Genomic DNA, 23,969 nt, shown 5'->3' with positions numbered 1-23,969 from the left:
GCCACAACCATACCGGCTTGCGCTGCGAAATGGGTTTACGTCACCGCGCAAATTGTTGTGCGCGCGCCGCGCTCGCGCGACAGCGATACATCCTCCTCAGCTCACGCGTGCATAGTATCGCGCCGGGTGCTTGCGCATCGCTGTCAGATCAATGCCCTCCAGCAGCCAATGCAGTTGCTCGACGCTCAGTTCCAGTACTGGTTCGCTGCGCGGCGGCAGGCAAAGCGGTCAGCCTCCAGGCGGCGCAGCATCAACCAGAACCCGTTACGCTCCCATAGCAGAAGCTTCAGGCGATCGGCACGCCGGTTGCGGAACACGTAGACCGCCCGTGCGAACGGATCGAGTCCCAGTGCCTGCTCCACGATCGTCGAAAGGCCCGTAATGCCCTTGCGGAAATCGACGGCATCGCGGTGAACGTAAACCTTCAGATCAGCGTCGAACCGGAACATGGCACCTTCCCAGCGTCTCGATCATCGTCATCACCAGGCTTGAATCGTCGCCGGCACATTCAAGGATGAGCTTGACACCGTTAGGCAGTTCGGCAATCAGTTGCGACGGCAGCGTGACGCGTTGCGCCTGCCGTGCGAGCGCAACCGGTGCCGCATGAGCCTCGCATGCCGTAACATCGGCATGTCCCGGCTGAACAACCGGGATGAACGTCGGCATTGCCTTGGCCACGCCGTTCGGCGCCCCCTCACTGGTAGCATCGCTTTGATACTGACGAATCCATTTACGCAACAGGTTGGCGTTCAGGCCGTATTCCAGCGCCATCCCGGCGACGGACACCCCTGGTCGCAGACAGGCCAGCACCAGCTCACGCTTGGCCTGTTCGTCAAAGCAACGGCGCTTGCCATCACGCTCAAAGCCCCTTACCAGCCGCTCCTTCAGATTCCTGTCCTCTGCCATGGGTAGTGTCCACTTGAAAGTTGAAGTGGACACCAGCATCGCCTATCACTCATCGCGCGGGAAGGACGCCGACAACGGACCGCTTACGGTGTATCTTTGGACGGCCTATCCGCCAAACGTCGGATCCCCGGCGGTCACGCCGTCCGTCTCGGGTCTACGCTTCCTCCCGCTCGCGCTGCTGATCGCAGTCATTACGCAACGCGATGATCGCCGGTCTACAAAACCGCCGTCCGAATACATCCATCTGATCTGGCTGGCCGGCGTTCTCTGGTCGCCAGAAAGCGCGGCCCAGGTCACAGTCGTCTGGTGGCCGTATTACGTATGGCGTTGCGCTCGAAGCGGCCGGAACGTCTTGCATGCGAATGTCCGCCTGGCTTGCTGGCTGATCGCGACCTTCGTCGCCTTCATCCTTATCTATCGGATCGCGTATGGCGTGTTCCCGAGCCTGACTACCTACCTCGCTTACGTGATGTACCCGCCTGGCCCGCTCCCGATCAACCCGTGGGGCGCAATCTGGTTCTTCGGTCTGGCAGGGCTGGCCGGCATCGTGAGCGTGCGCCGCCAGTTGCGCCGGGCGCCGGACGATCATCGGACGCAGAACCTGGTCGTGTTCGCGCTGGCATCGTTCGGTGCCGCCTCTTATTACCTTGGACGAAGCCACGACAACAATCTTCTGAATGTCTCCGTCTTTTTCCTGCTTCTGCTGCTCGCAGTACGTGAAATTAGCGACTCGCGCCTCGCGCGCTTCGTGTCGTGCGCGGCGATAGCCGCATTGATCAGCTATCCCGTTCTGTTCGGCTGGAATTCGTGGACAAGCCTGGCGCAGTCCGGCCGACTGTTCGAATTCCGACCGCGAGCGACCGTCTCGAATTTCACTTACACTTCGCCGAGGGGCCAACAGGCGAATACTGCGGGTTCAAGTCTTGCAGCGACCGCTTCCGACGATGCAGACCGCGGCATGCGGACCATCGTGAAGCAGTTCGACGAACCTGTGACCGTTCTGGACGCCGCAATCAATCTGGACGCCTCAAACGCAGGCGTTCCGTGGAGCGCCTGTCACGGCCCGGAGAATTTCGTCTACTTGCCTTCCGCTCTGCGCAGACAGTTTCTCGCCAGCACGGCGGACAGGCTCACACGGCCCGGCTGGCTGCTCATCAGCGCGAACTACGACGCCGCTTCGTTTCTTTCGGACTATGACGCGGTGTATCGTCGAGACAGGCGGCTCGATTTCGGCACCTACTACGCAATCCGCTATGTGCCGCTCGCCGATCGGCCCCGATAACCCGCGCACAGTGGCCACCCGTATTCGGATCTGACATGCAGCAAGAAGCCTTCAAACCAATCTCAGTCAAAGCGCCTTCATCGAACAAGACACTGTTTTGGATCAGATGCCTGCTCGACCTTCAGCTCAAGTCGATCGTGCATCATCTGAAACCAGCGATGGCAACGCTCAATGGCAAGGTATTGGACGTAGGCGCCGGCGAGTCGCCGTGGCGCGAGTGGTTATCGCCCAAGGCCAGTTATCACGGCATCGATATCGGGAACGCCGAAGAATTCGGCATGCATGGCGCCCGACGCGACATCACGTACTACGATGGACGGACCATTCCATTCGCGGACGCCACTTTCGACGCCGCGATCTGCATCGAAGTGCTCGAACATGTCGAGCAACCCGATCTCCTGGTCGCCGAGGTCGCCCGATGCCTCAAGGCGCGCGCTCCGTTTATCGTGACCGTGCCGTGGTCCGCACGGCGGCACCATATTCCCTACGACTTTCATCGATTCACGCGCGAACGGCTGGAGGCGCTGCTGGCCGCGCATGGCTTCACGCAGATCGAGATCGCCGAACGCGGCAACGACATCGGCGCGATCGCGAGCAAACTGGTCGTGTTGAGTCTGCGGCTCGCACCCAGGCCGAAGCTCCGCTCACTCTTGACGTTGCCCTTTTTCGTCCTGGTCGCGCCTGTCACGGCACTGTTTCTTCTCGCCGCACACGTCGCCGACATGACCGGCGCGGGCGCCGCGGAAGATCCGCTGGGATACTTCGTGCGGGCGGTGCGCGCCTGAAGTCGCTGCGGACGACTTCCAGGCGCCGGACTCACTTTGCGTCCTTGGCACGGAATATCTGATAGGCGGGATTTGCCGTCATGCCATCGACGGGTATGAAATTCGACCGGATGTATTGATCGATGAGCGGATGCGAGTTTCGATAACGCAGCTCGTCGCGGCCATCCAACGGAAAATCGAAGATGACCGCGAAGCCCGGCCGTGCCGTTTCGAGCCGGGCGATCTCCTCGCGTTGAAATGCATCGCTTCTGTTCCAGGCCGTGTAGATTTCCCAGTTTGGCGCCTTCTCGCCGAGCAACGCATAGGCGCCGGGCCAGAACGGCGCGGCGAAAAAGCTCCGGCCTTGCCCGGCGAAACGTTCGTCGAGCGCTCTGAGCAGTGCGACATCGCTCGCGGTGCCCGGATCCGCCAGCAGATGATCGTCGCCGATCGTCACGCGCTGGCAGACGCCGGAACTGCCGCATTGCCAGCCGGGATGCTGACCGATCATGGCGATCCAGCCGGCGGCGCAGAGCAGAGCAGCCGCCGAATAGCGCGTCAGCGCGTCGCGCGACGCGGCCCATGCGAGCATGCCGATCAGGGTCGGGAAAATGCCCTGTGCGAGGTGCCCCGGATCAGCTCTGGAGAACGCATAGTGCGCGTAAGGAATCGCCGAAAACGCGCACGCCACGAAGAGCGGCGGCGCAGTCGGCATACCGCGCGCCTTGCGGATCAGTACGTAAAGCATGGACGCGCAGCCGAATACGAGCGTCGAAAGGAAGAAGAGGCCGCTCAGAATCTGGCGCGCCGCTTCGGCAAGCGGAAGCTGGCTCGCTTGCACCTTCCACGGCCAGGGCACCGGAAGCGGCAAGTTGGTCGCCTTGATATCGAAAAGAAACTTGATGCTTTCGATAAAGGCTGGTGCGAAACCCTTCACCGTGAGCAGCATTCCGATGAGCGGCAGATAGCCGACCACGATGCCCGCCGCGAAGCTGAGCGCGTTCATCCACCATATCCGCCAGCTCTCGCAGCGCACGGCAAGGTAGAGAAATACGCCCGCGCCGGCGAGAAGGCCGTACACGCCGTGATTCCGTCCGAAGAAGGCCACGACGCCGAGCACGAGTCCCGCGATGAATGCACGAAAATGCGTGATTCGCTGCAGAAAGAATGCGAACGCGCAGATCAGCGCGATCGAAATCGAAATGTCGAACACCTTGTGACGAGGCACCATCCACACGACCAGCGCGAGCCCGAACATCAGGATCGATGGCAAGTCGGCGCGCTTGCGATCGATCGCAGCGAGAAACCCCAGCGCGGCCGCCAGCGCGAGCGCCTGAAGAACGACCACGGTCGTGCGAACGGCCATGATGCCCTGCGAGCCCGTCAGCGTCATGAGCGACGCACTGAAGTAGTATCGACCTGGGTCATAGGCCTGAAAGTCGCGGATGGGCACCTCGCCCGCCATCACGCGTTGAACGCCATACCACAGGTAGCCTTCGTCCCAAAGACTGAAGCCTTGATGTCCCTCCCAGACGAACATCGCCACGACGATCACGACGCCGAGAATGACCGCACGCGAAAGCCGGAAAGGCAACTGATCGTTATTCATCTTCGTTTATGGATGTTGCTCTGCGTCTTGCTCGCGACAGCAAGCGAGCGTGTCAGAAAAAGGACGTGCATCAGGCAAGCTTGCGGGCGAAGACCCATCGCGACATCAGCACGAACGACATCACGGCAACGACTGGCGAAATCAGCGCCTGACTCTCGATCGCGTTCAGATGCAGCGAAAGCAGCGCCTTGATCGCCAGATAGTTCGACAGGTAGCAGAAAAGATAAACGCTGGCGAATCGCGGCAGGCGGGACAACGAAACCTCCGAGAACACCATCGCGCCGGTGGTGAAGAAGTTGAAGAGAATGCCCGCAACGTTGCCGCCGATCAGCGCGGCCCAGACCGGCGCGCCAAGATAGATCAGAGCGGCATACGCACCGAATCCGAAAGCGGTGTTCAGAATTCCCACCAGCACGAAGCGTACGAACCGCGCTTTGTCGATCACGCGTCGGTTCCTTTGCTCTCGTGCGGCCGATAACCCACCGCGACGGTGTTGCCGACGTTGAAGGACGCCTTGAGCCGGCCCAGCCCGCTCGACGACAGCAGCCGCATCGCGCCCTGCTTCATCGCGGAATTCAAAGGCAACAGGCGCGTCCAGTAGCTGATTGCGTAGCGGTTGACAAACGGCTTCACGGCGACGTCGACATAGCCAGCGTTGCCGAGCAGCGCCGCGATGCTCGATTGCGAGAACAGTTGCATGTGCTCGATATCGATGATCGGAGAACGCCGCCCGAGCAGGCGATTCACCGCGCTTCGGTAGTCGTGCGTAACCGTTACGAAGGCGCCGCCCGGCTTGAGCAGGCGAAGCACCGATTCCGCTATCTCCAGCGGCTCACGAACGTGCTCGAGCGTCATGAAGCAACAGACCAGATCGAACGATGCCGGCTCGTAATCGTGCTCCTGAAAGATGCCTTCGCGAATCCAGGCGCGCCGGTTCGCCGGCGCCGCCGCGATGGCGGCTGGCGACGGCTCGATACCGACGACGCGCGCAAAGCCGCGCTCGACGAGTCCTTCCAGCAAGACGCCCGTGCCTGTCCCGATCTCCAGCGCGCTGTTGCGCTCCACCCGACGCAGCGCCGGCGCGAGTTCGCGCAGATAGGCTGTCGCCGCGTCGTTCGCTTCCTCGACGCTATCGAAGTCCGCCTCGTGATAAGCCTGCGCGAGCGCCTGTTGAGACGGAGGCCGGTCGACGTACACGACATCGCATTTCCGGCAACGCACCATCCGGTAGTTGAAGAACTCCGGCTCCTTTCGAGAGGCGAAGCTGAAGCTATCCAGCGTGGACGGGTCCACACGCTCGTCCAGGAATGCATCGGCATCCGAAGCGGATGCGCGGCACACGGGACACGTGCGCTCCATCCGATCCGACATTTGCGCTGGACGATCAGAAATTTCGGTCGGCATTCGGAAATCCGGGAAACGGTGAAACGAGTCCGGGCGCAAAAGCGACGCAGCCCGGACACGCCTCGTTCATTGCAGGAAACGCTGCGCTTCAGGACTGGCCGGGGCCTGCCGTCTGAACGGTCACGACGCCATGACGGATCAGTGCGGCCCGGATCAGTCGCGGACGCCCCTTTACTTCGATCATGATCTTCCCGATGTACTCGCCGACGAGCCCGATGCCGAACAGATTCAGCGAGCCGAACGCAAGAATGGCGATCAGCAGGGTCGTGGCGCCGCGCGGTGCGATGTCGGGCCATGCGATCCGCAATATGGCGACCACGACGGCTGCGATCATCGAAAGTCCGAGAAGCGCCAGGCCGGCCGTGGTGAGCAAGGTCAGCGGTACATTGCTGAACGAGAAAATGCCCTTCTTGGCCCATCCGATGTTCTTCGACAGCGTATTTGTCGTGTGACCGAACATGCGCTCGGGACGCACGTAGTCCACGCCCACCTGCCTGAAGCCGACATAGGCACGCAGACCGCGCAGGAACAAGTCGCGCTCGGGACACGTCAGAAGCCAGCGCACCACATTGCGATCGATCAGAGAGAAGTCGCCGGCATCGAGCGGTATGTCGACGTAGCTGAAAGCCTTGAAGACCCGGTAGAACGCCTTGTAAAGCAAGCCCCAACGCAAGGGCATCTCCCTCTGCACGCGTCTGCCGTAGACCACGTCATAGCCTTCTTCCCATTTCTCGAAGAAGGCTTCGATCAGTTCGGGCGGGTCCTGGAGATCGCCGTCGAGCAGCACGACCGCGTCTTTCGACGCGAGCTCCATGCCACTGCGAAACGCCATCTGAGACCCGAAGTTGCGCGAATGGGAAATGCCGATGACCGCGGGATCGGACAGCGAAAGCGCGCGAATCGCTTCGGCGCTTGCATCGGGGCTGCAGTCGTTGACGAAGATGATCTCGTGATCGATGCCGAGTTTCGCGAAGGTGTCCTTCAACCGCCGGTACATGATCGGAATGGCCGGCTCGTCCTTGTAACACGCGATGATGGCGGAGATGCTGCGACGCTTCTTGTCGGTCAGACGCTTCGAGCGCCGCGCCAGTTCCTCCGGCGTCAGCGTGGCCACCCACTTCGCCGTCTCCTTCAGCCCTTCTTCGAGCGTGACCTCCGCGCGCCAGCCGAGCGCCGCGAGCGCCTTCGATGGATCGGCGTACCACTGCGCGAGATCCCACGAGCGCCCGGTCATCGAGCCGAATTGCGGCGTTTCCTCGATGCCGAACAACGTGCTGGTCACGCCGGCCAGTTCCCTGATGGTCGTCTTGCGGCCCGAGCCGATATTGAAGCTCTCACCGTAGATATCGGGGTTCATCCGGGCCGCGGCGTACACGAATGCGGCGCATACGTCGTCGATATAAACGAAATCGCGTGACGTTTCCGGATCGACGAACGGCGGCAGCGTTCCGGAAAGCGCCTTGCTCAGCAGATTCGGAATCAGGCGAGAACTGTCCTCCAACGGCCCGAAGACCGAATACAGGCGCAAATTCACGCAGGGAAAGCGGTGATGCTTGCCCATGTATCGCAGGTACTCCGCGCCCGCGACCTTCGAAACCGCGTAATGGCTGTTGGGATCGCAAGGCGCGTCTTCGGCGGGCGCAGCGCTGTTGGTGCCGTATTCCGACGAACTGCCGGCATGCACGAAGGCGGCGATCGAACGTCCCGCAAGAAGGCTCGTCAAGCTCACCAGCGACTGAAAGTTGGTGTCGTAGATCAGGCGAGGATCCTGCTCGAACGAATAGGCGCCGTAGGCGACGCAATCGAACACTGTCTGTGGATCGATCTGATCGATCATGTGCCTGAGCGCGGCGGGATCGTTGACGTTGGCGGCCACGATGTTCGGATCCGCCACGCCTTCCAGACGCCAGTTTCTTGCATTCTGCACGACGACGTACACGTCCTGTCGAACCGCAAGAAGCTTCAGTGCCAGATTGGCTCCGACGAAGCCGCCGCCGCCCGTCACCACAATGGGCCCGCGAAGCGCCCGAATGTGCTGGTTCAAATCGCTCATATCGTTTTAGCCAGCCGCAAGGGCACTGAGGAGACTCCGGGGATCCAGGCCGGACTGGGCCCGGAGATAGTTCTGCGAACCATACCTGGAGTACTGATGAGCGCGAGCGCACAGGTGCTGCATTCTCGCGAAAACACCTTGCCCGAGCATGTATAGCGCGAACTCCGAAGCAAAGCTGCCATGCGCGACGTGCTCTTCAGCAATGCAGAGACGGCCATGCGCGGCCACCCGCTTCATGACTTCGACCGGCGGCGGCGTGAGCGCGAGCGGCAGTTCGGAGACCGCCCAGAATTCGGGGCGCACGTCCTCGGGCATGGCGCGCAGCGCTTCGATATACGTGCCCGCGAGCGGACCGACCGCGATCACCACCGGGCCGTTTCCGGACAAAAGCTTTCGCCACGGCGCGTACCCGGGCACGACATAGCCGGCGGGCGGCTCGCCACGGCCAAGCCGAAGATAGGTCGAGTGCGTGTCCTTGCCCGTTTTGGCGACGACGTGCTCGACGTCTTCATCGAAGACGGGAACGAATACCTTCATGTTCGGTAGCGTCAGCAGGATGCCGTAGTCCTCGATGGCGTGGTGCGTCGGCCCCATGACGCCATAGCCATATCCGCCGCCGTTTCCGATCAGATGCACCGGGAGCTGGTGGAACGTTATGTCGTTGCGTATCTGTTCGAACGGACGCGCATAGCAGAACGGCGCGATGCTGTAGACCCATGCATCGAAACCTTGACGAGACAGGCCGGCCGCCACGGATACCATGTTCTGTTCCGCCACGCCCGCGTTGATGAACCGCTCACCCATCGCCGCCTGTAGCGATTCGAGCGCCATGAATCCGAGATCGCCCGTCAGGAAGACCATCGCCGGATCGCTGGAACGGGCCAGCAACGCGTCACACAACTGCTTTCTCATGGGTTGCTCAACTCCAGCAATGCCTGCTGATACTCCGTTTCCTTGAGCGGCAGATAATGCCACTCCATGCGATCTTCCATGAACGAAACGCCCTTGCCCTTCACGGTTTGCATGACGATGACCTTCAGCCGTTCTGACGCCGCATCGAGCGCGGTGCGCATGGCGTCGAGATCATGGCCGGGTATGACATGAAGGTCGACCTCGAAGCCCTGCAGGCGCTCGAAAAGTGGATGCATCGACGCAATGTCGCCGGTTCGGCCGAAGCCTTGCAAACCGTTATGGTCGATCATCACGGTGAGATTGTTCAGCCGGTGATGGCACGCGAAGATCAGCGCTTCCCAGCTCGACCCCTCCTGCCACTCGCCATCGGACATCAGGCAATACACATGGGCGCGGGAGCGCTGGAAGCGAAATGCCAGCGCCGTGCCCGACGCAAGCGACAAACCGTGCCCGAGACTTCCCGTGGCGAACATGATGTCCGCGATGCCACGCGCGGGCGGGTGCCCCGGAAGCAACGTGTCGTCGCGATGGAAGGTCGTCAGGTCCTCATCCGACAATCGTCCGGCGCTCCAGAGCGCTGCATAGAGCGCGCCGGCCGAATGTCCCTTGGACAGAACGAACCTGTCGTGCTCCTCCATGCGCTCGTTGAACAGCAAGGACAATGCGTCGATCGAAGACAGATTCCCGCCGATGTGGCCCACGCCACTTTCGTAGTGCATGCGGATCAGCCGGCTGCGAATGGCCGTTAGTCGTGCTTGATCGAGTTTCATGGTCATCTGAACCTTCCCCCTCTCCGACGGATAGCCGATGAGCAAAATGACGTCGATAAAAGTGCTGCTCAAGCCGCCGATCGAAATCGCCAGCACGCCCGGCTTCCGTTCGCAGGGGCGAACTGGCGAACCAGGTCGGGTTCCATCGGGCATGAAATGAGCCGGGAGCGCCGCGAATAACGGGACGTCCGTGCTTCTGACGGATGCAGGCACTCGAAGCGTGCGAGCCCGTCTTTTTATGCAATTTTGTAAGTATAACTTGGACGGTTCACGCCGAACTCACGACTCGCAGAGCGGATTTGCGCACGGATCTCGCCGATGCATCGGGCGATGCCTCTATCAAGACATCTTTTGTCCCGATACTTCTTATAATCGGCGTATCGCTTTCGCATGACGTCCCCATGACCTCCAGCCTCGACGAAGCCATCCTCCGCGTGCTGCCCACCGAGCGTGACGCAACCGCCTGGCTTTCGACGCCCGAAATACGCAAGCGGCTCGAAGAGCGCGGTCATCGCGTTGGCTATACGAAGAAAGTGCAGCGCCATCTGACCGCGCTCGAAGCCGACGCACGCGTGGTGTCGATGCTCAATGGACGCGAACTCCTCTGGCAGCGCAAGCCGTGGCTGCATGGGTTACAGGAAGGCGTCAGCGGTCTGATGAGCGCGTCGGAGGCGGTCGCGTTTCACATCCTTCAGCGCTTCGCGGGCAACAAGCTTCCCAATGCGGTCACGCGCGACATCGATCCGCTCTTCAAGGCGGCCGAGTCGCGGCTGTCGCAGGAAAAAGCGGACAGCCGCATCTATCGCGCGTGGGCGGACAAGATCGATTCCGTCGATGGCGCCTTCACGCTGATCCGCCCGAAGCTGCGTCCCGAAATCTTCCAGACCGTGGCGACCGCCACGTTCTTCGAACGCGAACTGCTCGTGCAGTACCGCGCCGCATACAAGAACGACAGCGGCGATTCCCAGAAGACGCGCAAGCTCTGGCCGCTCGCGCTCGTCGAATCCGCCGGCGTGATGTACATGGTCGCGCAAGACCCGAGTCGCGCGCCGCGTCCGGAAAAGGGCGAAACGGAGTGGATGCGCACGCTCTACCGGCTCGATCGCATCCGCTCGGTCACGGAGTCGGGCGAATCCTTCACGTACCCGGAAGACTTCAAGCTGCGCAAGTACATCGAGACGCAGCAGGTGTTCGACTTTCTGCCCGAACCGCCCGTGCTGCTCGAACTCGCCTTCGAAGACAACGCGGGCAATCAGCTGCGCGAATCGCCGATGTCGAAGGATCAGCACATCGACACGCTGCCCGATGGCCGCATGAAAGTCACCGGCACCGTAACGCCAAGCCTGAAACTGCGCTGGTGGCTGCGCGCGCTCGGCGCGGGCGTCGAAATCCTCGCGCCAAAAGCCTTGCGCGACGAATTCGCGGATGACTATCGCAAGCTCGCGAGCCGCTACGGTCAGATGCACGCGTAACGCACGCCGCCGCTCGTCAGCGCATGTAGCGCACGTTGACCCGCGGCCCGAACACCTCACGAACGATATCGACAAGATGATCGTGGTGGCTCAGAAAGATCACCTGCGTGCGTTTCGCGATCTGCGCGAGCACGGCGAGGCCGGCGCGCGCGCGGCCATCGTCGAAATTGATGAAGAGATCGTCGGCGACGAACGGCAGCGCCGGGGCCTTCTCGCCATGCTCTTCCAGCGCCGCGAGCCGTAGCGCGAGGTACAACTGGTCGCGCGTGCCTTCGCTCATCCAGGAAATATCGACGTGCTCGCCGCTCGCCCGGATCGCGGACAGCGCCATCGGCTGCCGGTCGTAATCGACGATGAGCCGCGAGAACGTGCCGAGCGTGAGCGTCGAGAAAATCGTGCTCGCGCGTGAGAGCATCGGGCCCTGCCGGCGCTCGCGATAGCGATCGATCGCCCATTTGAGCAGCGTCGATGCCGTCTCGACCTTCACGAAACGCTCGGCGGCATCGGACATCGCGGCGAGCGCTTCCTGGCGCTTCGCTTCGGCGCGCGCGGCGTTCGCTTCGCCCGAAATGGCATCGAGTTCGCGACGCGCGGCATCGAGCGCAGTGGCCGTCTCGGTCGCGATGCGCACCGACTCCGACAACACCGCGCCGATGCGCGAAAGTTCCGCCTGCACGTTCGCCATGTCCGCGCCCTCCACTTCGGCGACGAGCTCGTCGAGCGCCAGACCGTCGCCGCCCTTGATGAGCGCGGCGCGCGCATCGTCCGCGGCGGCGCTTAGCTCGCGCTTTCTCTGCGATTGCGCGATCAGCGCCTGAAGCACGTCGGGCGCATCGACGCCGGCCAGCTCGTAGAGCGGTCGCAGCGTCGCCTTCGCCTCTTCCACGTCGGCACCGGCTCGCTTCACCTGCTCGCTCGCGGCCGCGTGCGCCTTCTTCAAGCGCTCGCGTTCGGCATGTGCCGCGCATGCGCGATCGAGGCGCGCCGAGAGCGCCGTCGCCTTCGCTTCGGCATCGAGCGTGGCGAGCGAATCGTCGAGTTCGCGCGCGAGCTGCGACGCATCGGCGTCGAGTGCGTCGAGCGCCGCGCGCATCGCGGCGATCTGGCCGGCGCGCATCGTATCGATCTGCGTCAACTGCTCGCCGATGCGCTTCACGATGTCGATGGCCACTTCCGCCGCCGCCTGCGAATCCGCCGCGTTCGCGAGGCCCGCCTTCGCGATCGCCGCCGACCACTCGCGTTGCCAGCACTCGAATGCGTCACGCGCCGCTTTCGCCGCGCTTCGGCGCGCGATGTGTTCGGCTTGCGCTTCGTCGAGTTGCGCCGAAACGTTGCGGCGCGTGACCGCGGCTTCGTCGATCGCGGCGATATGCGCCTCGGCCGTGCCGCACAGCGTATCGAGATCGGCGCGCGCATCGGCTTCTTGCAGATGCCGCGCAAGTGCGTCGCGCCGCACGGCGGCATCGGCCGAATCGCGCAAGCATTCCTCGGTGCGTGCATCGAGCGCTTGCGCCGCGGTCAGCACCTTTTCGCGTGATGCGATCCACGACGGCGCATCGTCGAGCGAAATCCCTGCGATATGCGATTGCTCCGCGAGCGCGTGCCACGCTTCATCGAACTTTTGCAGCGCCGATTCGGCTTCGCGCACCGCCTGCTCGCGCCGAACGAGCATCGCCTCCTCGCTCGCGATGCGCCGCTTCAGCGCGGCGAGCTGGGTCGCGTGACCGACCGAGCCAAGCTGACGATCGGCGAGGCCATCCGCCGCGTGCATCGCCGTTTCGAAGCAGGGCGCGCCCCGATCGAGCGCAATATCGCCGGCTCGGATCGCGCGCCACGCGGCATCGCGCGTCGTGCGGGCATCGCGAACCTGATCGGCGGTGACGACATCGTGCGTTTCGACGAGATCGTCGAGTTCGGTGCGCGTCGCGTGCAGCGTGTCCTGCGCCTCCTGGACGCGATCGGCGGCGAGCGACAGGCGCGACACGAGATCCTGACGTTCCGCGCGCAATGCCGCGATGCGCTCGGCCGCAGGCAGCGTCATCGACTTCAACTCGTCGATCGGGCGCGACCATCGTCCGAGCGATGCGAGACCTGCGTCGAGCGTGTGCTTCGCGTCGCGCCTCGCGTCCTCCAAACGCTGCAGCGCCGCGCCCGCGTCGCGATACTTCTGCGCGGCACGCCACGCCGCGCGCAATCCCGGCGGCACTTCGCCGCTCGCGATCGACGCAAGTCTCGCCTTCAGCATGTCGATCTGCGTCGCGCAGCCATCGGCGGCCTGCTGCGCATTGCGCGCGGCGAGTTCGAGTTCGCCGCGTTCGAGCATCAGGCTCGTAACCGTCTGAAGCGCGAGCGCGCCGGGCATCGCGCGGCGTGCGCCCGCTTCGTCCGGCTGCCAGCCAAGTTGCGCGGCGTCGTGCGCAATGTGCCGCACACACATCTCGACTTCCAGTTCGAGCCGCGCGATATCGCTCGCGTGATTCGCGCAGCGCTGCCGCGCGGCGTCGAGCGCACGGATGCGCGATTGCGCGGCCAGGAGGTCTTGCTCGATGTGCACTGCGTTCAGGTCCGCCTGCAACTGGTCAGCCGTTCGGGCATGCAGGTCCAGTGCGGTTTGCGCGGCCGCGAGGCGCGTGAGCGCGCTGTGCAGCGTCGCCTCGGCGTTCGCGGGCAGATCGACGACATCGCCGAGTTCACGCAAATCCGCCGCCTTCTCGCGCCACACGTTCAAATACGGCGCCACGCGCCTCACGCGTTCTAGCTTGCCGCGTTGCGCTTCGAGTTCTGCACGGCGCGCGTCCTGCTCGCGGCTCCGCTCCTCGGCCTCCTCGACGGCAACATGCGCGCGACGCCATTGCGCCGTTCTCACGCTCGCCGCCTTGAGTTCGGCGGTGGCTTCGTCGTACTGCTTCAAACCGACGTAATACGCGCGATCGCCCGACTTGCGCTTCGCCCAAAGACGATCGGCTTCGTCCGCGAGACGCTGGCGCACGTCGCCGAGACTGGCAATGCCCGCGGCCGACTGAAACAGCACCTGCCCGACATCGCTCGACGCATCGAGAATGGCTTCCCCGCCACGGCGCAGCGCGTCGTGATCGAGGCAGTACATCTGCTCGAAAAAACCCTTGTCGGCGGCGCCGAGAAAAGCGGCGAGCGCGTCGGCGGGCAGCGCGTCGCCGTTGGGCATGGCGAGCGGCGCCTTGCGGCTTTTCGAGCGATGAAACGCCAGCGTCTCGCCACCCGTTTCGATCGACGCGCCGAGCCGCAAGTCGCTTTGCGGATGCACGAACGCGAGCGGCGAGCTGTGCGGCATGCCGAAAAGCAATTCGGAAATCGCATTCCGGATGGTCGATTTACCGGCCTCGTTCGGCCCGACGACGAAATGAAAGTCGTGCTCCGCCGCCGGAAACTCCACGGCGTGGTCGGTGAACTTGCCATAGCGGATGAGTTCGAGCGTGCCGATGCGCATTGCCTTACTCCGCGTCCGCAAGCTGCGCGATCAGACCGGAGCGCACGTCGCCCACGAGCTTCGCGAGTTCGCCGTTGCGCACGTGCTCCAGTTCGGGCACGAACTTCTGCAATTCACTCGGCGCCTGCGACGCCAGCGCGATGAGTTTGTCCTTCAGCATGCTCAGGAATTCCGGGTCCGACTCGGCTTCCATCAACAGGCCGTGCAGATCGGCGAGCGCATCGGCGCGGCCGCTTGCCGGTTCGCCGTGAACGAGCGGCACGGTCGCGATCTTCACTCTTTCCAGCCACAGCCGGTCGTGGCTGATCGCCGCGATCTGCGCGAGCACTTCCGCGCGCAGTTGCGCTTCCAGACCGAAAAGCTCGCCATGCGCGCCGGTCGCGCCGATGATCGTCACGCGCACCGCATGCGGCACAAGCGACGCCGACGATTCGACCAGCGCTTCGAGCGCACGCCCGACCGCGCGCGCGACTTCGTCGAGCGTGTTCGCCTGCGACGCATCGACGGTGACGGACTCCCAGCGCAGCACGTCGATAAAAAGCCGCTCGACACTGACCGTTTCCGCCTCCGACACGGTGACGATCACCGCGCCGCGCCGGCCCGTCTCGCGGATGTTGCGGCCCTGCAGATTGCCAGGAAACACTATCGTCGATGCGTCCTGCCAGATCGCGTAATCGTGCACGTGGCCGAGCGCCCAGTAGTGATATTCCTTCGCGTGGAGTTCAGCGACGGAGCACGGCGCGTAACTCGCGTGCATCGAGCCGCCTTCCAGCGCGGTATGCAGCACGCCGATATTGAAATAGCCCGCCACGGGCGGCGGATACGCGGTCACGAGATTCGTGGTGACCGCTTTCTCCTTGAAGCTGTGGCCGTGCAGCGCGACCTTCAGCGCGTCGATGCGAAACGTCTGCGGCTTTCTCGTCGAAAACGTGTGGACGTTGTCGGGCAACTGAAGCTGGCTCGTCATTTCGCTTTCGGCGTCGTGATTGCCGAACAGCACGTAGACCGGAATGCCCGCGCGGCGCAGGCGTCCCATCTCACGGCAGAAGAAGATGCCCGTGTTGTGATCGCGCCAGGTGCCGTCGTAGAGATCGCCGGCGATCACCATGAAATCGACGCGTTCGTCCACCGCCACCGACACGAGCTTCGAGAACGCCTCGCGCGTGGCCTGACGCAGCATGTCGGCGGGTGCGTCGGCGTAGGCGGAAAGGCCGTGCAACGGGCTGTCGAGATGAATGTCCGCCGCGTGTATGAAGCGCATGCACTGCCTCCCTTTGTAGATGTCTTCGCGCCCCGCATCGATGGGGACGACGATCATATCAGCCGATTCGGACACATCGCGTCCCGGTTTCGGACGACGCTTCGAGACGTGTTATGTCCCGCCTTGCACGCAGAATTCATCGCTCGGAATCAACGCGACACGAGGCCATTACGATGAATGCAACACTCGAACGACCACGGGAACCAGCGGCCACGATCACGAGCCCGTACACGCCGCGGAATGTCGATGCCGCGATCGGGCATCTGGAGCGCGTGCTCTCGGCGGAAGGCGCCAACTCGCTGTTCGGCCAGACTTACTGGCGCACGCGCGTGCGGCAGGTGAGCGCAACGCGCGGTTTGCAGCGCGAGCAGCGCGCGCGACTGGAACGGCTGATGAAGCTGCTCTCGGATGCCGGCTGCGTTCAGGCCTTCGAGCGCTGAATGGCCTGCGCGAGCGCGACGAATTCCGCAACCGGCACTTCCTCGGCGCGGCGCGCGAGATCGAAGCCGAGGGCGTCGAAATCGATCGTGTCGCGATACGCGCTCAGGTTGTTGCGCAATACCTTGCGACGTTGCGCGAACGCGGCCTTCACCACGTCGCTCAGCACGGCTTCGTCGACTTCCGGCAACTCGTGCGGCGTAAACGGAATCATGCGCACGATCGCGGAATTCACCTTCGGCGGCGGATTGAACGACTCGGGCGGCACGTCGATCAGCTTGTCCATCACGTAGCGGTATTGCAGCATCACCGAAAGACGCCCGTAGTCATTGCTCGCGGGCTCCGCGATCATGCGCTCGACCACTTCGTCCTGCAGCATGAAATGCTGATCGACGACCTTGTGCGCGAACGTCGTCAGATGGAAAAGCAGCGGGCTCGAAATGTTGTACGGCAGATTGCCGACGATACGCAGCGTCGGCTTGTCGCCGTCGAGCGCGAGCGTGGCGAAGTCGAAATCGAGCGCGTCCGCCGAATGCACGACGAGCCTGTCGCCGAAACGCTTCTGCAGCCGGCCAATCAGGTCGCGGTCCAGCTCCACCGCATGCAGCGGCGATGCGGGCGTCGCGAGCCGCTCGATCAGCGGCTCGGTGAGCGCCGCGAGCCCCGGCCCGATTTCCACCATGCGCTCGCCGCGCCGGGGCGCGATGGCATCGACGATGGATTCGATCACGCCCTGATCGACGAGAAAGTTCTGCCCGAAGCGCTTGCGCGCGAAATGGCCTTGGTGTTTGGTCGACATACTGGTTCGGATGAATGCGCGCGCGTTCAGGCGCTGCGCTTGTGGCGCGCCATCGTGACGGCGGCGTCGATCGCGGCGATCATGCTGCCCGGATCGGCGCGGCCCGTGCCCGCGAGATCGAGCGCAGTGCCGTGATCCACCGACGTGCGGATGATCGGCAAGCCGAGCGTCACGTTGATGCCTTCGCCGAATGTCGCGTACTTCAGCACGGGCAAGCCCTGATCGTGGAACATCGCGAGCACGCAGTCGGCGTCTTTGAGATAGCGCGGCTGGAACAGCGTATCGGCCGGATACGGACCGGGTGCGTCGATGCCGCGCGCGCGGGCGCGTTCGAGCGCGGGCGTGATGACGTCGATTTCCTCGCGGCCCAGATAGCCGTTTTCGCCCGCGTGCGGATTGAGACCGGTCACGAGGATGCGCGGCGCGGCGAGCCCGAAATGCGCGCGCAGATCGTGATCGACGATGGTCAGCGTTTCGACGAGCCCGTCGATGCTGAGCGCCGCCGGCACGTCCTTCAGCGGCAAATGCGTGGTCGCGAGCGCGACGCGCAACGGACGCTCGCCCGAGCCCGCCAGCATCATGACGACGCGCGGGGTGTTCGTGCGCTCGGCGAGATATTCGGTGTGGCCGGTGAAAGGCACGCCGGCATCGTTGATCGTGCTTTTTTGCAGGGGCGCCGTGACGATGGCGTCGAAGCGGCCCGATACCGCGCCGTCGATGGCGGCATCGAGCAGGCCGAGCACGTAGCGCCCGTTCGCCGCATTCAGCTTGCCGGCTTGCGCGGGCACGGCGAGCCCGTGATGTTCGATCTCGATCGCCGCGGGCCATGCGCCGCCCGCGCGCGCGGTCAGCAGGTCGCGATCGCCGAGCACCGTGAAGTGCGCCGACGGCCAGCGCTCGCGCGCCGCTGCGAGCGCGGCCGCCGTGAGTTCCGGACCGACGCCGCCCGGCTCGCCAGTCGTGATGGCAATGGCGAGCGGTCGGTCGGAAGCGGAACCGGCGGCGGCGCTCATGGCGTTACTGCTGTTGGGCAGCGATGCCCTTGTACTGCACGTAGGCGGTGTCGCGCAGTTCGCGCAGCCAGTCCGAATACGCCTGCTCAGCCTTGCGCTGGCCGATCGCCTGACGCGCGATATCCAGTTGCTGCGACGCGGAGCCTTCGGCATCGCGGCGGCCGAGCACCTGAATCAGGTGATAGCCGTACTCGCTGCGCACGGGATCGCTGACGGCGCCGTCCTGGAGATTGTTCATCGCGCGCTCGAATTCGGGCACGGTTTCGCCCGGGCTGATCCAGCCGAGATCGCCGCCCTGCGAGGCCGAGCCGTCCTGCGAATACGTGCGCGCGAAGTTGGCGAAGTCGCCGCCGTTCGCGACTTGCTGCTTGATGTCGAGCAGTTTCTGGCGCGCCGACTGTTCCGACATGCCGTCCGACACGCGCAGAAGAATGTGACGCACGTGCGTCTGCACGAGCTTCGGCGCATCGCCCGGCGTGCCCTGGCTCGCGCGGCGATCCACCAGTTTGATGATCTCGAAGCCGCCGTCGGTGCGCAAAAGCGTGGGCACGACCTGGCCCGGACGCAGCGGCGTGACGGCCGTCACGATGCCCGCCGGCAGCGTGCCCGGCGCGCGGAAGCCGAGATCGCCGCCCTTGCTGGCGTCGGTGTCCTGCGAATTGTCCTTCGCGAGCTTCGCGAAATCGGCGCCGCCTTGCGCCTGCTTCAGCACCGCGTCGGCCTTCGCCTGGACGGCCTGAACCTGGGCCTCGGGGGCGTCGGACGGGAGCTTGAACATGATGTGCTGCAAACGCAGATCGCTCGCATTGCGCGCGCCCGGACCGCGCTGGCTCGCAATGTAGTTCGCCACTTCGCCGTCGGACACGGTGACCTTGCTGTCCACTTCCTTCTCGCGCAGCTTGGAGAGCGTGAGCTCCGTGCGCGCGTCGCGCACGAAGGTCGACCAGGGCACGCCCTGTGCCTCGATGCGCGAGCGGTAGACGTCGAGCGTCATCTGGTTTTGCTGCGCGAGACGCGAGAGCGTACGGTTGACGGTGGCGTCGTCGATGACGATGCCGTCTTCCTTCGCGCGCTGCAACTGGATGCGTTCGAGCACCATCTGATCGAGCACCTGACGCTGCAACTGGTCCGCGGGCGGCACCGGCGCGTTCTGCTGCTGCAGACGCTTGGCGATGAGCGCCGTGCGCTCTTGCAGTTCGCGCTGCGTGATGACGCCGTCGTTCACGACCGCGACGACGGAATCAGCGAGCTGCGCATTGCGGTTCGACAACGCCTGCGCACCGGCCGGCGAATTCAGAATCAGCGCGGCAGCGAGTGCGCCCGCTGCAATTGCCATCGATCGAAACTTATTCACGTTTGCCACAGATACTCCATCAAATACGGGCTGCACCCGTTCGTGTCCTGCTTGTGTATGCCGCCGCGCGGCCACCGGCGCGGCGCTCTGCCGCCCCGCGCCGCCTGCCGTGCGCGAACGCCCGGCCCGGCCTTACTCGTAATCGCTGTACCGGGAGAGCGGCGGCGCCGCCGGCGGTGGCGGCTGATAACCCTGCACGCTCGCGCGGAAAGCGCTGACGAGGCCGTTATCGACGTTCGACAGGCCCTTGAACGTCAACTGCGCGAGCACGCGCGTGCCCGAAGCAGGCTGGCCGGAGGTATTCACGCCGTTCGCGTAACGCTGCATGCCGAAGCCGAACGCCCAGCAGTCGGCATCGTACTGGAAGCCCACGAGCCCGTCGACGAGACGATGGCTCGCGAGATCATAATTTACGCGGCCAACGGCGTAGAGGCGATTCGTGAGCGGCCACTCGCCGGACAACAGAATCTGGTTGATCGGCTCGTTTGCGAGCGTGGTCTGGTTCGAACGCGTGTAGCGATAGCCGACGTTGACGACCCTGCGCTCGCCGGGGCTGAACGCGAAACCGATGCTCGAACGCACGAGCTGGTTGTTGTCCACATTATATTGGAACGCAGTTTCCGAAGCGAAACCAGCGCCCAGCTTGATGGCCGCGCCCGCGATCAGGTCCGAGTGCTTCGCCTGGCCGGGCTCCTGGCCCGGCGTGATCGTGACGCGCTGGCTCTGGAAATAATACTGCTGCGCGATGACGAAACGCGCGCGCTCGTCGCCCGTCGCCGGGTTGATGAAGCGCGTCGTCAGGCCGGCGGTGAGGCGGTTCGCGTCGGCGATCCGGTCGTTGCCGACGAACGTGTTCGGCGTGTAGATCTCGGCCAGACCGAAGTCGGCTTCGGCCGTATCGAAGATCGGTGCGAAGTCCTGATTGTGATACGGCGTGTAGACGTAGTAGAGCCGCGGCTCCAGCGTCTGGATGTAATCCTGACCGAAAAGGCGCACCGAGCGGTCGAACACGAGCCCCGTATCGAAGCTGATGGTCGGAATCGACTCGGTGAAATTCTTCGGCTGCCCCGTCACCGGCGGCGACGAGCCCGCGACCTGGCTCGTCGCGATGTGGCTCAGGTCGTACGACGCGAAGTGCCACTGCACCTTCGGCGTGACGAAATAGCCCGGCGCATTGATTCCGTAGCTCAGGTACGGGTTGAAATACAGCCGGTTGCCGTCGGTCGCGCCTTCGGTGGTGATCGTGAAGCGCGTGGCGTCCGCCTCGAAGCCGTAATCGAAGCCGCCGACGTTGTACTTGTTGTACTGAACGTTCACCTGCGGCTCGCGCGCGTACGGCGGCGTCGATGGCTGCAGCGTCTGCCAGCGCTGCTCGCGCGCGAGTACGGACCACGGGCCGTCGTTGTACGTGAGCCCCGCTTCCTGCTGATACAGCAGCTGCGTGCCGTTCAGGAACTGATTCGACGCGTTGCCCAGGTCTTCCGGATATTGATCGTCCGAGACCTTGTTGTAATTGACGTAGCCGCCGAAGCCGCCGCCGAAATTCTGCCGGTGCTGCCAGAAGATCGCATAGCGGTTCGTATGCGTCTCACGGTCGTTCGGCAGATAGTTGACGTCGAGCGAGCCCGAATACGTCGGCGACAGATAGCGGTAATTGCCCTCCATGAGCACGCCGCGGCGCGTCATGATGCGCGGCGTGATGGTCAGATCGCGATTCGGCGCGATATTGAAATAGTACGGGACCGTCAGTTCGACGCCCGTCGTGGAACTGACCGAGAAGGTCGGCGGCAAGAGGCCGCTGCGACGGCCGCTCGTGAGCGGAAACGACAGCCACGGGCTCGCGAACACCGGCACGCCCTGGAAGAACAGCACGCCGTTGTGCGCGATACCGTCATCGGCGCCGGTATCGAAGTCGAACGACGTGCCCTTGATGTACCACGCCGGATCGGATTCGCACTGGCACGCGGTGTACGTGCCGTGATCGACGCGCGTGCGCTCGTTGTCGATCATGTCGATGCGCTCGGCGCTGCCCGAGCCGCCCGTCAGGTTGAAGTGGTACTTCGGGTTCGTCATGAACCCTTCGTTGGCCTCGACCTTCAGATGCGCTTCCGGACCGATGAACGATACGCCGTTGTTTATCAGCCTGACATTGCCGAAAGCATCGGCCATGTCCGTATCCTGATCGTAATGCAGCGCGTCGCCCTTGATGACCGTCACCGTGCGCCGGATTTCCGCCGCGCCTTTCGCCGCCATGTCTTCGTCGGACGTGCCCGTGGCCTTGTCGCTCAGCAGGAAGGTCGAAGGCTGCTGGCCGCCTTGCAGCGGGCGCTCTTCGAGTTGCGGCGCGAGGCGCAGGCTGCCGGGGCCGTCGAGCGGCTGGGGATACGCGGCGTCGCCCACGAGCTGGGCATGCGCGAGAGCGGGCATCAGACCCGGAACGGACAGAAGCGCGGCAACGAGCCGCCGCCTGCGTGGCTTGTCGTCGCCTTGGATTTTCGATACGGGAAACTGTCGTGGCGGCATGTATGGGTGGCGGTTCGATCCCGTTCGCGTCCCACGCGCTCGATGTCGCGAAGCAGACAGCCGCGCTCCTGCGCAGCCGAACTTGACGGTCCGTTGCTTAAGCGGTGACGCTCGCAGTCGTCGGGAGCCTGGCGCCAGGCGTGAAACGGATCGCTTAAAAAAGTCGTGGGGTATTATATGGCAAGATGTTTTGCCTCTCGAATTTATGACGCACATTCCTTCCGACGCCCGTTTCGATCAACTCCGCTCGTGGCTTGAAAACATCGCCGGACCGTACCGGCTGAACCTCGCGAGTCTCGCGCCCGCCTCGGCGGATGCCAGCTTTCGCCGCTATTTCCGGCTCGAAAGCGACTCGGCGCACGGCAAGACGCTCATCGCCGTCGATGCGCCGCCGCCGGAAAAATGCCGCGAGTTCGTGCAGGTCGCAGGCTTGCTGGACGCGGCGGGCGTTCATGTGCCGACAATCCTCGAAGCCGATTTCGAATCCGGCTTCATGCTCGTGACCGATCTCGGCACGACGACCTACATTTCCGTGCTCGACGAGAAGAACGCGCGCCCGCTGATGCGCGCCGCGATCGACACGCTGATCCGCTTCCAGCAAACCGCGCGCGAAGGCGTGCTGCCGCCGTTCGACGAGGCGTTCCTGCGCCGCGAGATGGAGCTGATGCCCGAGTGGTTCATCGGCCGGCATCTCGGCCGCGACGTCACCGCCGAAGAGCGCAAGACGCTCGACGACACGTTCACGCTGCTCGTCGGCAGCGCGCTGAATCAGCCGCAGACGTTCATGCTGCGCGACTTCATGCCCCGCAATCTGATGGTCTGCGAGCCCAATCCGGGCGTGCTGGACTTTCAGGACGCCGTCTACGGCCCGATCACCTACGACATGGCCTCGCTGTTGCGCGACGCGTTCATCAGCTGGGACGAGGAGTTTCAGCTCGACTGCTTCGCGTATTACTGGGAGCGCGCGCGAAAGGCCGGCCTGCCCGTCGATGCGGATTTCGGCGAGTTCTACCGCCAGCTCGAATGGATGGGCCTGCAGCGGCACATCAAAGTGCTGGGACTGTTCGCGCGCATCCACTACCGAGACGGCAAGCCGCGCTATCTCTCCGACTTGCCGCGCTTCATCGGCTATGCGCGCAAGGTCGCAGAGCGCTACGCGCCGCTGTGGCCGTTCGCGCGCCTGCTCGATTCGCTCGAAGGCCGCGCGATCGAAGTCGGCTACACGTTCTGACGGCGCATGAATCATTCGATCAAGACGGCGATGATCTTCGCCGCCGGACGCGGCGAACGCATGCGCCCGCTCACAGATACCTGTCCGAAGCCCCTGCTCGAAGCGGGCGAAAAGCCGCTCATCGTCTGGCAGATCGAGCGGCTGGCGGCGGCGGGCGTCGAGACGATCGTCATCAATCATGCGTGGCTCGGGGCGCAGATCGAATCCACGCTCGGCGATGGTTCGCGCTGGGGCGTCGCATTGCGCTATTCGCCGGAGTCCGAGGCGCTGGAAACGGCGGGCGGCATCGCGAAGGCGCTGCATCTGATCGGCGATGGCGTGTTCATCGCGGTGAGCGGCGACGTGTTCTGCGATTTCGATTACGCCGCGCTTCGCGACCGCGCGGCCGCCCTGTCGGCGCTCGATGAACCCGGCATGCATCTCGTGATGGTGCCGAACCCGCCATTTCACGCCAAAGGCGACTTCGCCCTGCGCGACGACGGCTCGCTCGCGCTCGATGGCGAGCCGCGCTTCACCTTCGGCAACATCGGTCTTTACGACACGCGCATGTTCCGCGATCTCGCCCCCGGCACGCGCCGCGCGCTCACGCCCTACTATCGCGAAACCATCGCGGCCGGGCGTGCTAGCGGCGAACTCTACGCGGGCCGCTGGGAAAACGTCGGCACGCCCGCGCAATTGCAGGCGCTGGACAACGAACTGCGAAGCCGCTGAG

The 23,969-nt window shown here is 63.9% G+C and carries 20 protein-coding genes; 6 read left to right on the top strand and 14 right to left on the bottom strand.

Annotated elements, in window-relative coordinates; translation table 11 throughout:
* Window positions 1-185 precede the first annotated feature (185 nt).
* Together tnpB and LY284_RS15820 are read right to left on the bottom strand one after the other, a co-directional pair.
* Window positions 186-449, bottom strand: a complete 264-nt coding sequence (tnpB, locus tag LY284_RS15825; protein WP_233387112.1) for an IS66 family insertion sequence element accessory protein TnpB — start codon at window positions 447-449, stop codon at window positions 186-188.
* A complete protein-coding gene (locus LY284_RS15820) occupies window positions 430-945 on the bottom strand; it encodes a transposase (protein ID WP_080443120.1) in 516 nt (171 codons plus the stop codon). Before LY284_RS15820 ends, tnpB begins: the two co-directional genes overlap by 20 nt.
* Between LY284_RS15820 and LY284_RS15815 the strand changes: the two genes are divergently transcribed.
* Both LY284_RS15815 and LY284_RS15810 read left to right on the top strand, forming a co-directional pair.
* Entirely contained in the window at window positions 932-2,188 is a 1,257-nt protein-coding gene (locus tag LY284_RS15815; RefSeq protein ID WP_233387110.1) for a hypothetical protein, read from the top strand. The genes LY284_RS15820 and LY284_RS15815 overlap by 14 nt on opposite strands.
* A gap of 158 nt (window positions 2,189-2,346) precedes the next feature.
* Entirely contained in the window at window positions 2,347-2,973 is a 627-nt protein-coding gene (locus LY284_RS15810; protein WP_233387108.1) for a bifunctional 2-polyprenyl-6-hydroxyphenol methylase/3-demethylubiquinol 3-O-methyltransferase UbiG, read from the top strand.
* Window positions 2,974-3,004: 31 nt separating this feature from the next.
* Here LY284_RS15810 and LY284_RS15805 read toward each other — a convergent pair whose 3' ends face one another.
* The 6 genes from LY284_RS15805 to LY284_RS15780 form a co-directional block, all read right to left on the bottom strand.
* Window positions 3,005-4,561, bottom strand: coding sequence for a hypothetical protein (locus LY284_RS15805; protein WP_233387105.1), 1,557 nt, complete (start codon window positions 4,559-4,561; stop codon window positions 3,005-3,007).
* 70 nt (window positions 4,562-4,631) lie between these two features.
* Window positions 4,632-5,006, bottom strand: coding sequence for a GtrA family protein (locus tag LY284_RS15800; RefSeq protein WP_233387103.1), 375 nt, complete (start codon window positions 5,004-5,006; stop codon window positions 4,632-4,634).
* Complete coding sequence (locus tag LY284_RS15795; protein ID WP_233387101.1) at window positions 5,003-5,965, bottom strand: class I SAM-dependent methyltransferase; 963 nt, start codon at window positions 5,963-5,965, stop codon at window positions 5,003-5,005. The genes LY284_RS15800 and LY284_RS15795 overlap by 4 nt, the downstream gene beginning before the upstream one ends.
* Before the next feature lie 88 nt (window positions 5,966-6,053).
* Entirely contained in the window at window positions 6,054-8,018 is a 1,965-nt protein-coding gene (locus LY284_RS15790; protein ID WP_233387099.1) for an NAD-dependent epimerase/dehydratase family protein, read from the bottom strand.
* 6 nt (window positions 8,019-8,024) lie between these two features.
* A complete protein-coding gene (locus LY284_RS15785) occupies window positions 8,025-8,993 on the bottom strand; it encodes a transketolase (protein WP_233387098.1) in 969 nt (322 codons plus the stop codon).
* Window positions 8,927-9,913 (bottom strand): transketolase, encoded by a 987-nt coding sequence (locus tag LY284_RS15780; protein WP_233387096.1) that lies wholly within the window; start codon window positions 9,911-9,913, stop codon window positions 8,927-8,929. The genes LY284_RS15785 and LY284_RS15780 overlap by 67 nt, the downstream gene beginning before the upstream one ends.
* A 188-nt stretch (window positions 9,914-10,101) precedes the next feature.
* On the opposite strand from LY284_RS15780, the gene LY284_RS15775 reads away from it, so the two are divergent.
* Window positions 10,102-11,172, top strand: coding sequence for a YafY family protein (locus tag LY284_RS15775; RefSeq protein ID WP_233387095.1), 1,071 nt, complete (start codon window positions 10,102-10,104; stop codon window positions 11,170-11,172).
* A 16-nt stretch (window positions 11,173-11,188) separates the two neighbouring features.
* Here LY284_RS15775 and LY284_RS15770 read toward each other — a convergent pair whose 3' ends face one another.
* Both LY284_RS15770 and LY284_RS15765 read right to left on the bottom strand, forming a co-directional pair.
* Window positions 11,189-14,638, bottom strand: coding sequence for a YhaN family protein (locus tag LY284_RS15770; protein WP_233387093.1), 3,450 nt, complete (start codon window positions 14,636-14,638; stop codon window positions 11,189-11,191).
* Between the two features lie 4 nt (window positions 14,639-14,642).
* A complete protein-coding gene (locus LY284_RS15765) occupies window positions 14,643-15,899 on the bottom strand; it encodes a DNA repair exonuclease (protein ID WP_233387091.1) in 1,257 nt (418 codons plus the stop codon).
* Between the two features lie 173 nt (window positions 15,900-16,072).
* Between LY284_RS15765 and LY284_RS15760 the strand changes: the two genes are divergently transcribed.
* Entirely contained in the window at window positions 16,073-16,339 is a 267-nt protein-coding gene (locus LY284_RS15760) for a hypothetical protein (RefSeq protein WP_014192233.1), read from the top strand.
* Here the strand turns inward: LY284_RS15760 and rsmA are convergent.
* The 4 genes from rsmA to LY284_RS15740 form a co-directional block, all read right to left on the bottom strand.
* Window positions 16,321-17,136, bottom strand: coding sequence for a 16S rRNA (adenine(1518)-N(6)/adenine(1519)-N(6))-dimethyltransferase RsmA (rsmA, locus tag LY284_RS15755; protein ID WP_233387090.1), 816 nt, complete (start codon window positions 17,134-17,136; stop codon window positions 16,321-16,323). The two genes, LY284_RS15760 and rsmA, sit on opposite strands and share 19 nt — an antisense overlap.
* A 26-nt stretch (window positions 17,137-17,162) precedes the next feature.
* A complete protein-coding gene (gene pdxA / locus LY284_RS15750; RefSeq protein ID WP_233387088.1) occupies window positions 17,163-18,149 on the bottom strand; it encodes a 4-hydroxythreonine-4-phosphate dehydrogenase PdxA in 987 nt (328 codons plus the stop codon).
* A gap of 4 nt (window positions 18,150-18,153) precedes the next feature.
* The gene (locus LY284_RS15745; RefSeq protein WP_233387086.1) at window positions 18,154-19,485 is read right to left on the bottom strand and encodes a peptidylprolyl isomerase; all 1,332 of its coding nucleotides are present in this window, start codon (window positions 19,483-19,485) and stop codon (window positions 18,154-18,156) included.
* Between the two features lie 150 nt (window positions 19,486-19,635).
* Window positions 19,636-22,026 (bottom strand): LPS-assembly protein LptD, encoded by a 2,391-nt coding sequence (locus LY284_RS15740; protein WP_014192237.1) that lies wholly within the window; start codon window positions 22,024-22,026, stop codon window positions 19,636-19,638.
* Between the two features lie 205 nt (window positions 22,027-22,231).
* Between LY284_RS15740 and LY284_RS15735 the strand changes: the two genes are divergently transcribed.
* Together LY284_RS15735 and murU are read left to right on the top strand one after the other, a co-directional pair.
* The gene (locus LY284_RS15735; RefSeq protein WP_041730632.1) at window positions 22,232-23,257 is read left to right on the top strand and encodes an aminoglycoside phosphotransferase family protein; all 1,026 of its coding nucleotides are present in this window, start codon (window positions 22,232-22,234) and stop codon (window positions 23,255-23,257) included.
* Between the two features lie 6 nt (window positions 23,258-23,263).
* Window positions 23,264-23,968 (top strand): N-acetylmuramate alpha-1-phosphate uridylyltransferase MurU, encoded by a 705-nt coding sequence (gene murU / locus LY284_RS15730; RefSeq protein ID WP_233387084.1) that lies wholly within the window; start codon window positions 23,264-23,266, stop codon window positions 23,966-23,968.
* The last annotated feature ends 1 nt before the right edge of the window (window position 23,969 follow it).

The organism is Caballeronia sp. PC1, assembly GCF_021353155.1.
GTDB lineage: Bacteria > Pseudomonadota > Gammaproteobacteria > Burkholderiales > Burkholderiaceae > Caballeronia > Caballeronia cordobensis.
This window is presented reverse-complemented; position numbering and strand designations above follow the sequence as displayed.

Excerpts from the sequence above, each read along its gene's own strand:
- tnpB (WP_233387112.1), bottom strand. The coding sequence starts at position 449 with ATGTTCCGGTTCGACGCTGATCTGAAGGTTTACGTTCACCGCGATGCC.
- LY284_RS15820 (WP_080443120.1), bottom strand. The coding sequence starts at position 945 with ATGCTGGTGTCCACTTCAACTTTCAAGTGGACACTACCCATGGCAGAG.
- LY284_RS15810 (WP_233387108.1), top strand. The coding sequence starts at position 2,347 with ATGGCAACGCTCAATGGCAAGGTATTGGACGTAGGCGCCGGCGAGTCG.
- LY284_RS15805 (WP_233387105.1), bottom strand. The coding sequence starts at position 4,561 with ATGAATAACGATCAGTTGCCTTTCCGGCTTTCGCGTGCGGTCATTCTC.
- LY284_RS15795 (WP_233387101.1), bottom strand. The coding sequence starts at position 5,965 with ATGCCGACCGAAATTTCTGATCGTCCAGCGCAAATGTCGGATCGGATG.
- LY284_RS15790 (WP_233387099.1), bottom strand. The coding sequence starts at position 8,018 with ATGAGCGATTTGAACCAGCACATTCGGGCGCTTCGCGGGCCCATTGTG.
- LY284_RS15775 (WP_233387095.1), top strand. The coding sequence starts at position 10,102 with ATGACCTCCAGCCTCGACGAAGCCATCCTCCGCGTGCTGCCCACCGAG.
- LY284_RS15770 (WP_233387093.1), bottom strand. The coding sequence starts at position 14,638 with ATGCGCATCGGCACGCTCGAACTCATCCGCTATGGCAAGTTCACCGAC.
- LY284_RS15765 (WP_233387091.1), bottom strand. The coding sequence starts at position 15,899 with ATGCGCTTCATACACGCGGCGGACATTCATCTCGACAGCCCGTTGCAC.
- LY284_RS15760 (WP_014192233.1), top strand. The coding sequence starts at position 16,073 with ATGAATGCAACACTCGAACGACCACGGGAACCAGCGGCCACGATCACG.
- rsmA (WP_233387090.1), bottom strand. The coding sequence starts at position 17,136 with ATGTCGACCAAACACCAAGGCCATTTCGCGCGCAAGCGCTTCGGGCAG.
- pdxA (WP_233387088.1), bottom strand. The coding sequence starts at position 18,149 with ATGAGCGCCGCCGCCGGTTCCGCTTCCGACCGACCGCTCGCCATTGCC.
- LY284_RS15745 (WP_233387086.1), bottom strand. The coding sequence starts at position 19,485 with ATGGCAATTGCAGCGGGCGCACTCGCTGCCGCGCTGATTCTGAATTCG.
- LY284_RS15740 (WP_014192237.1), bottom strand. The coding sequence starts at position 22,026 with ATGCCGCCACGACAGTTTCCCGTATCGAAAATCCAAGGCGACGACAAG.
- LY284_RS15735 (WP_041730632.1), top strand. The coding sequence starts at position 22,232 with ATGACGCACATTCCTTCCGACGCCCGTTTCGATCAACTCCGCTCGTGG.
- murU (WP_233387084.1), top strand. The coding sequence starts at position 23,264 with ATGAATCATTCGATCAAGACGGCGATGATCTTCGCCGCCGGACGCGGC.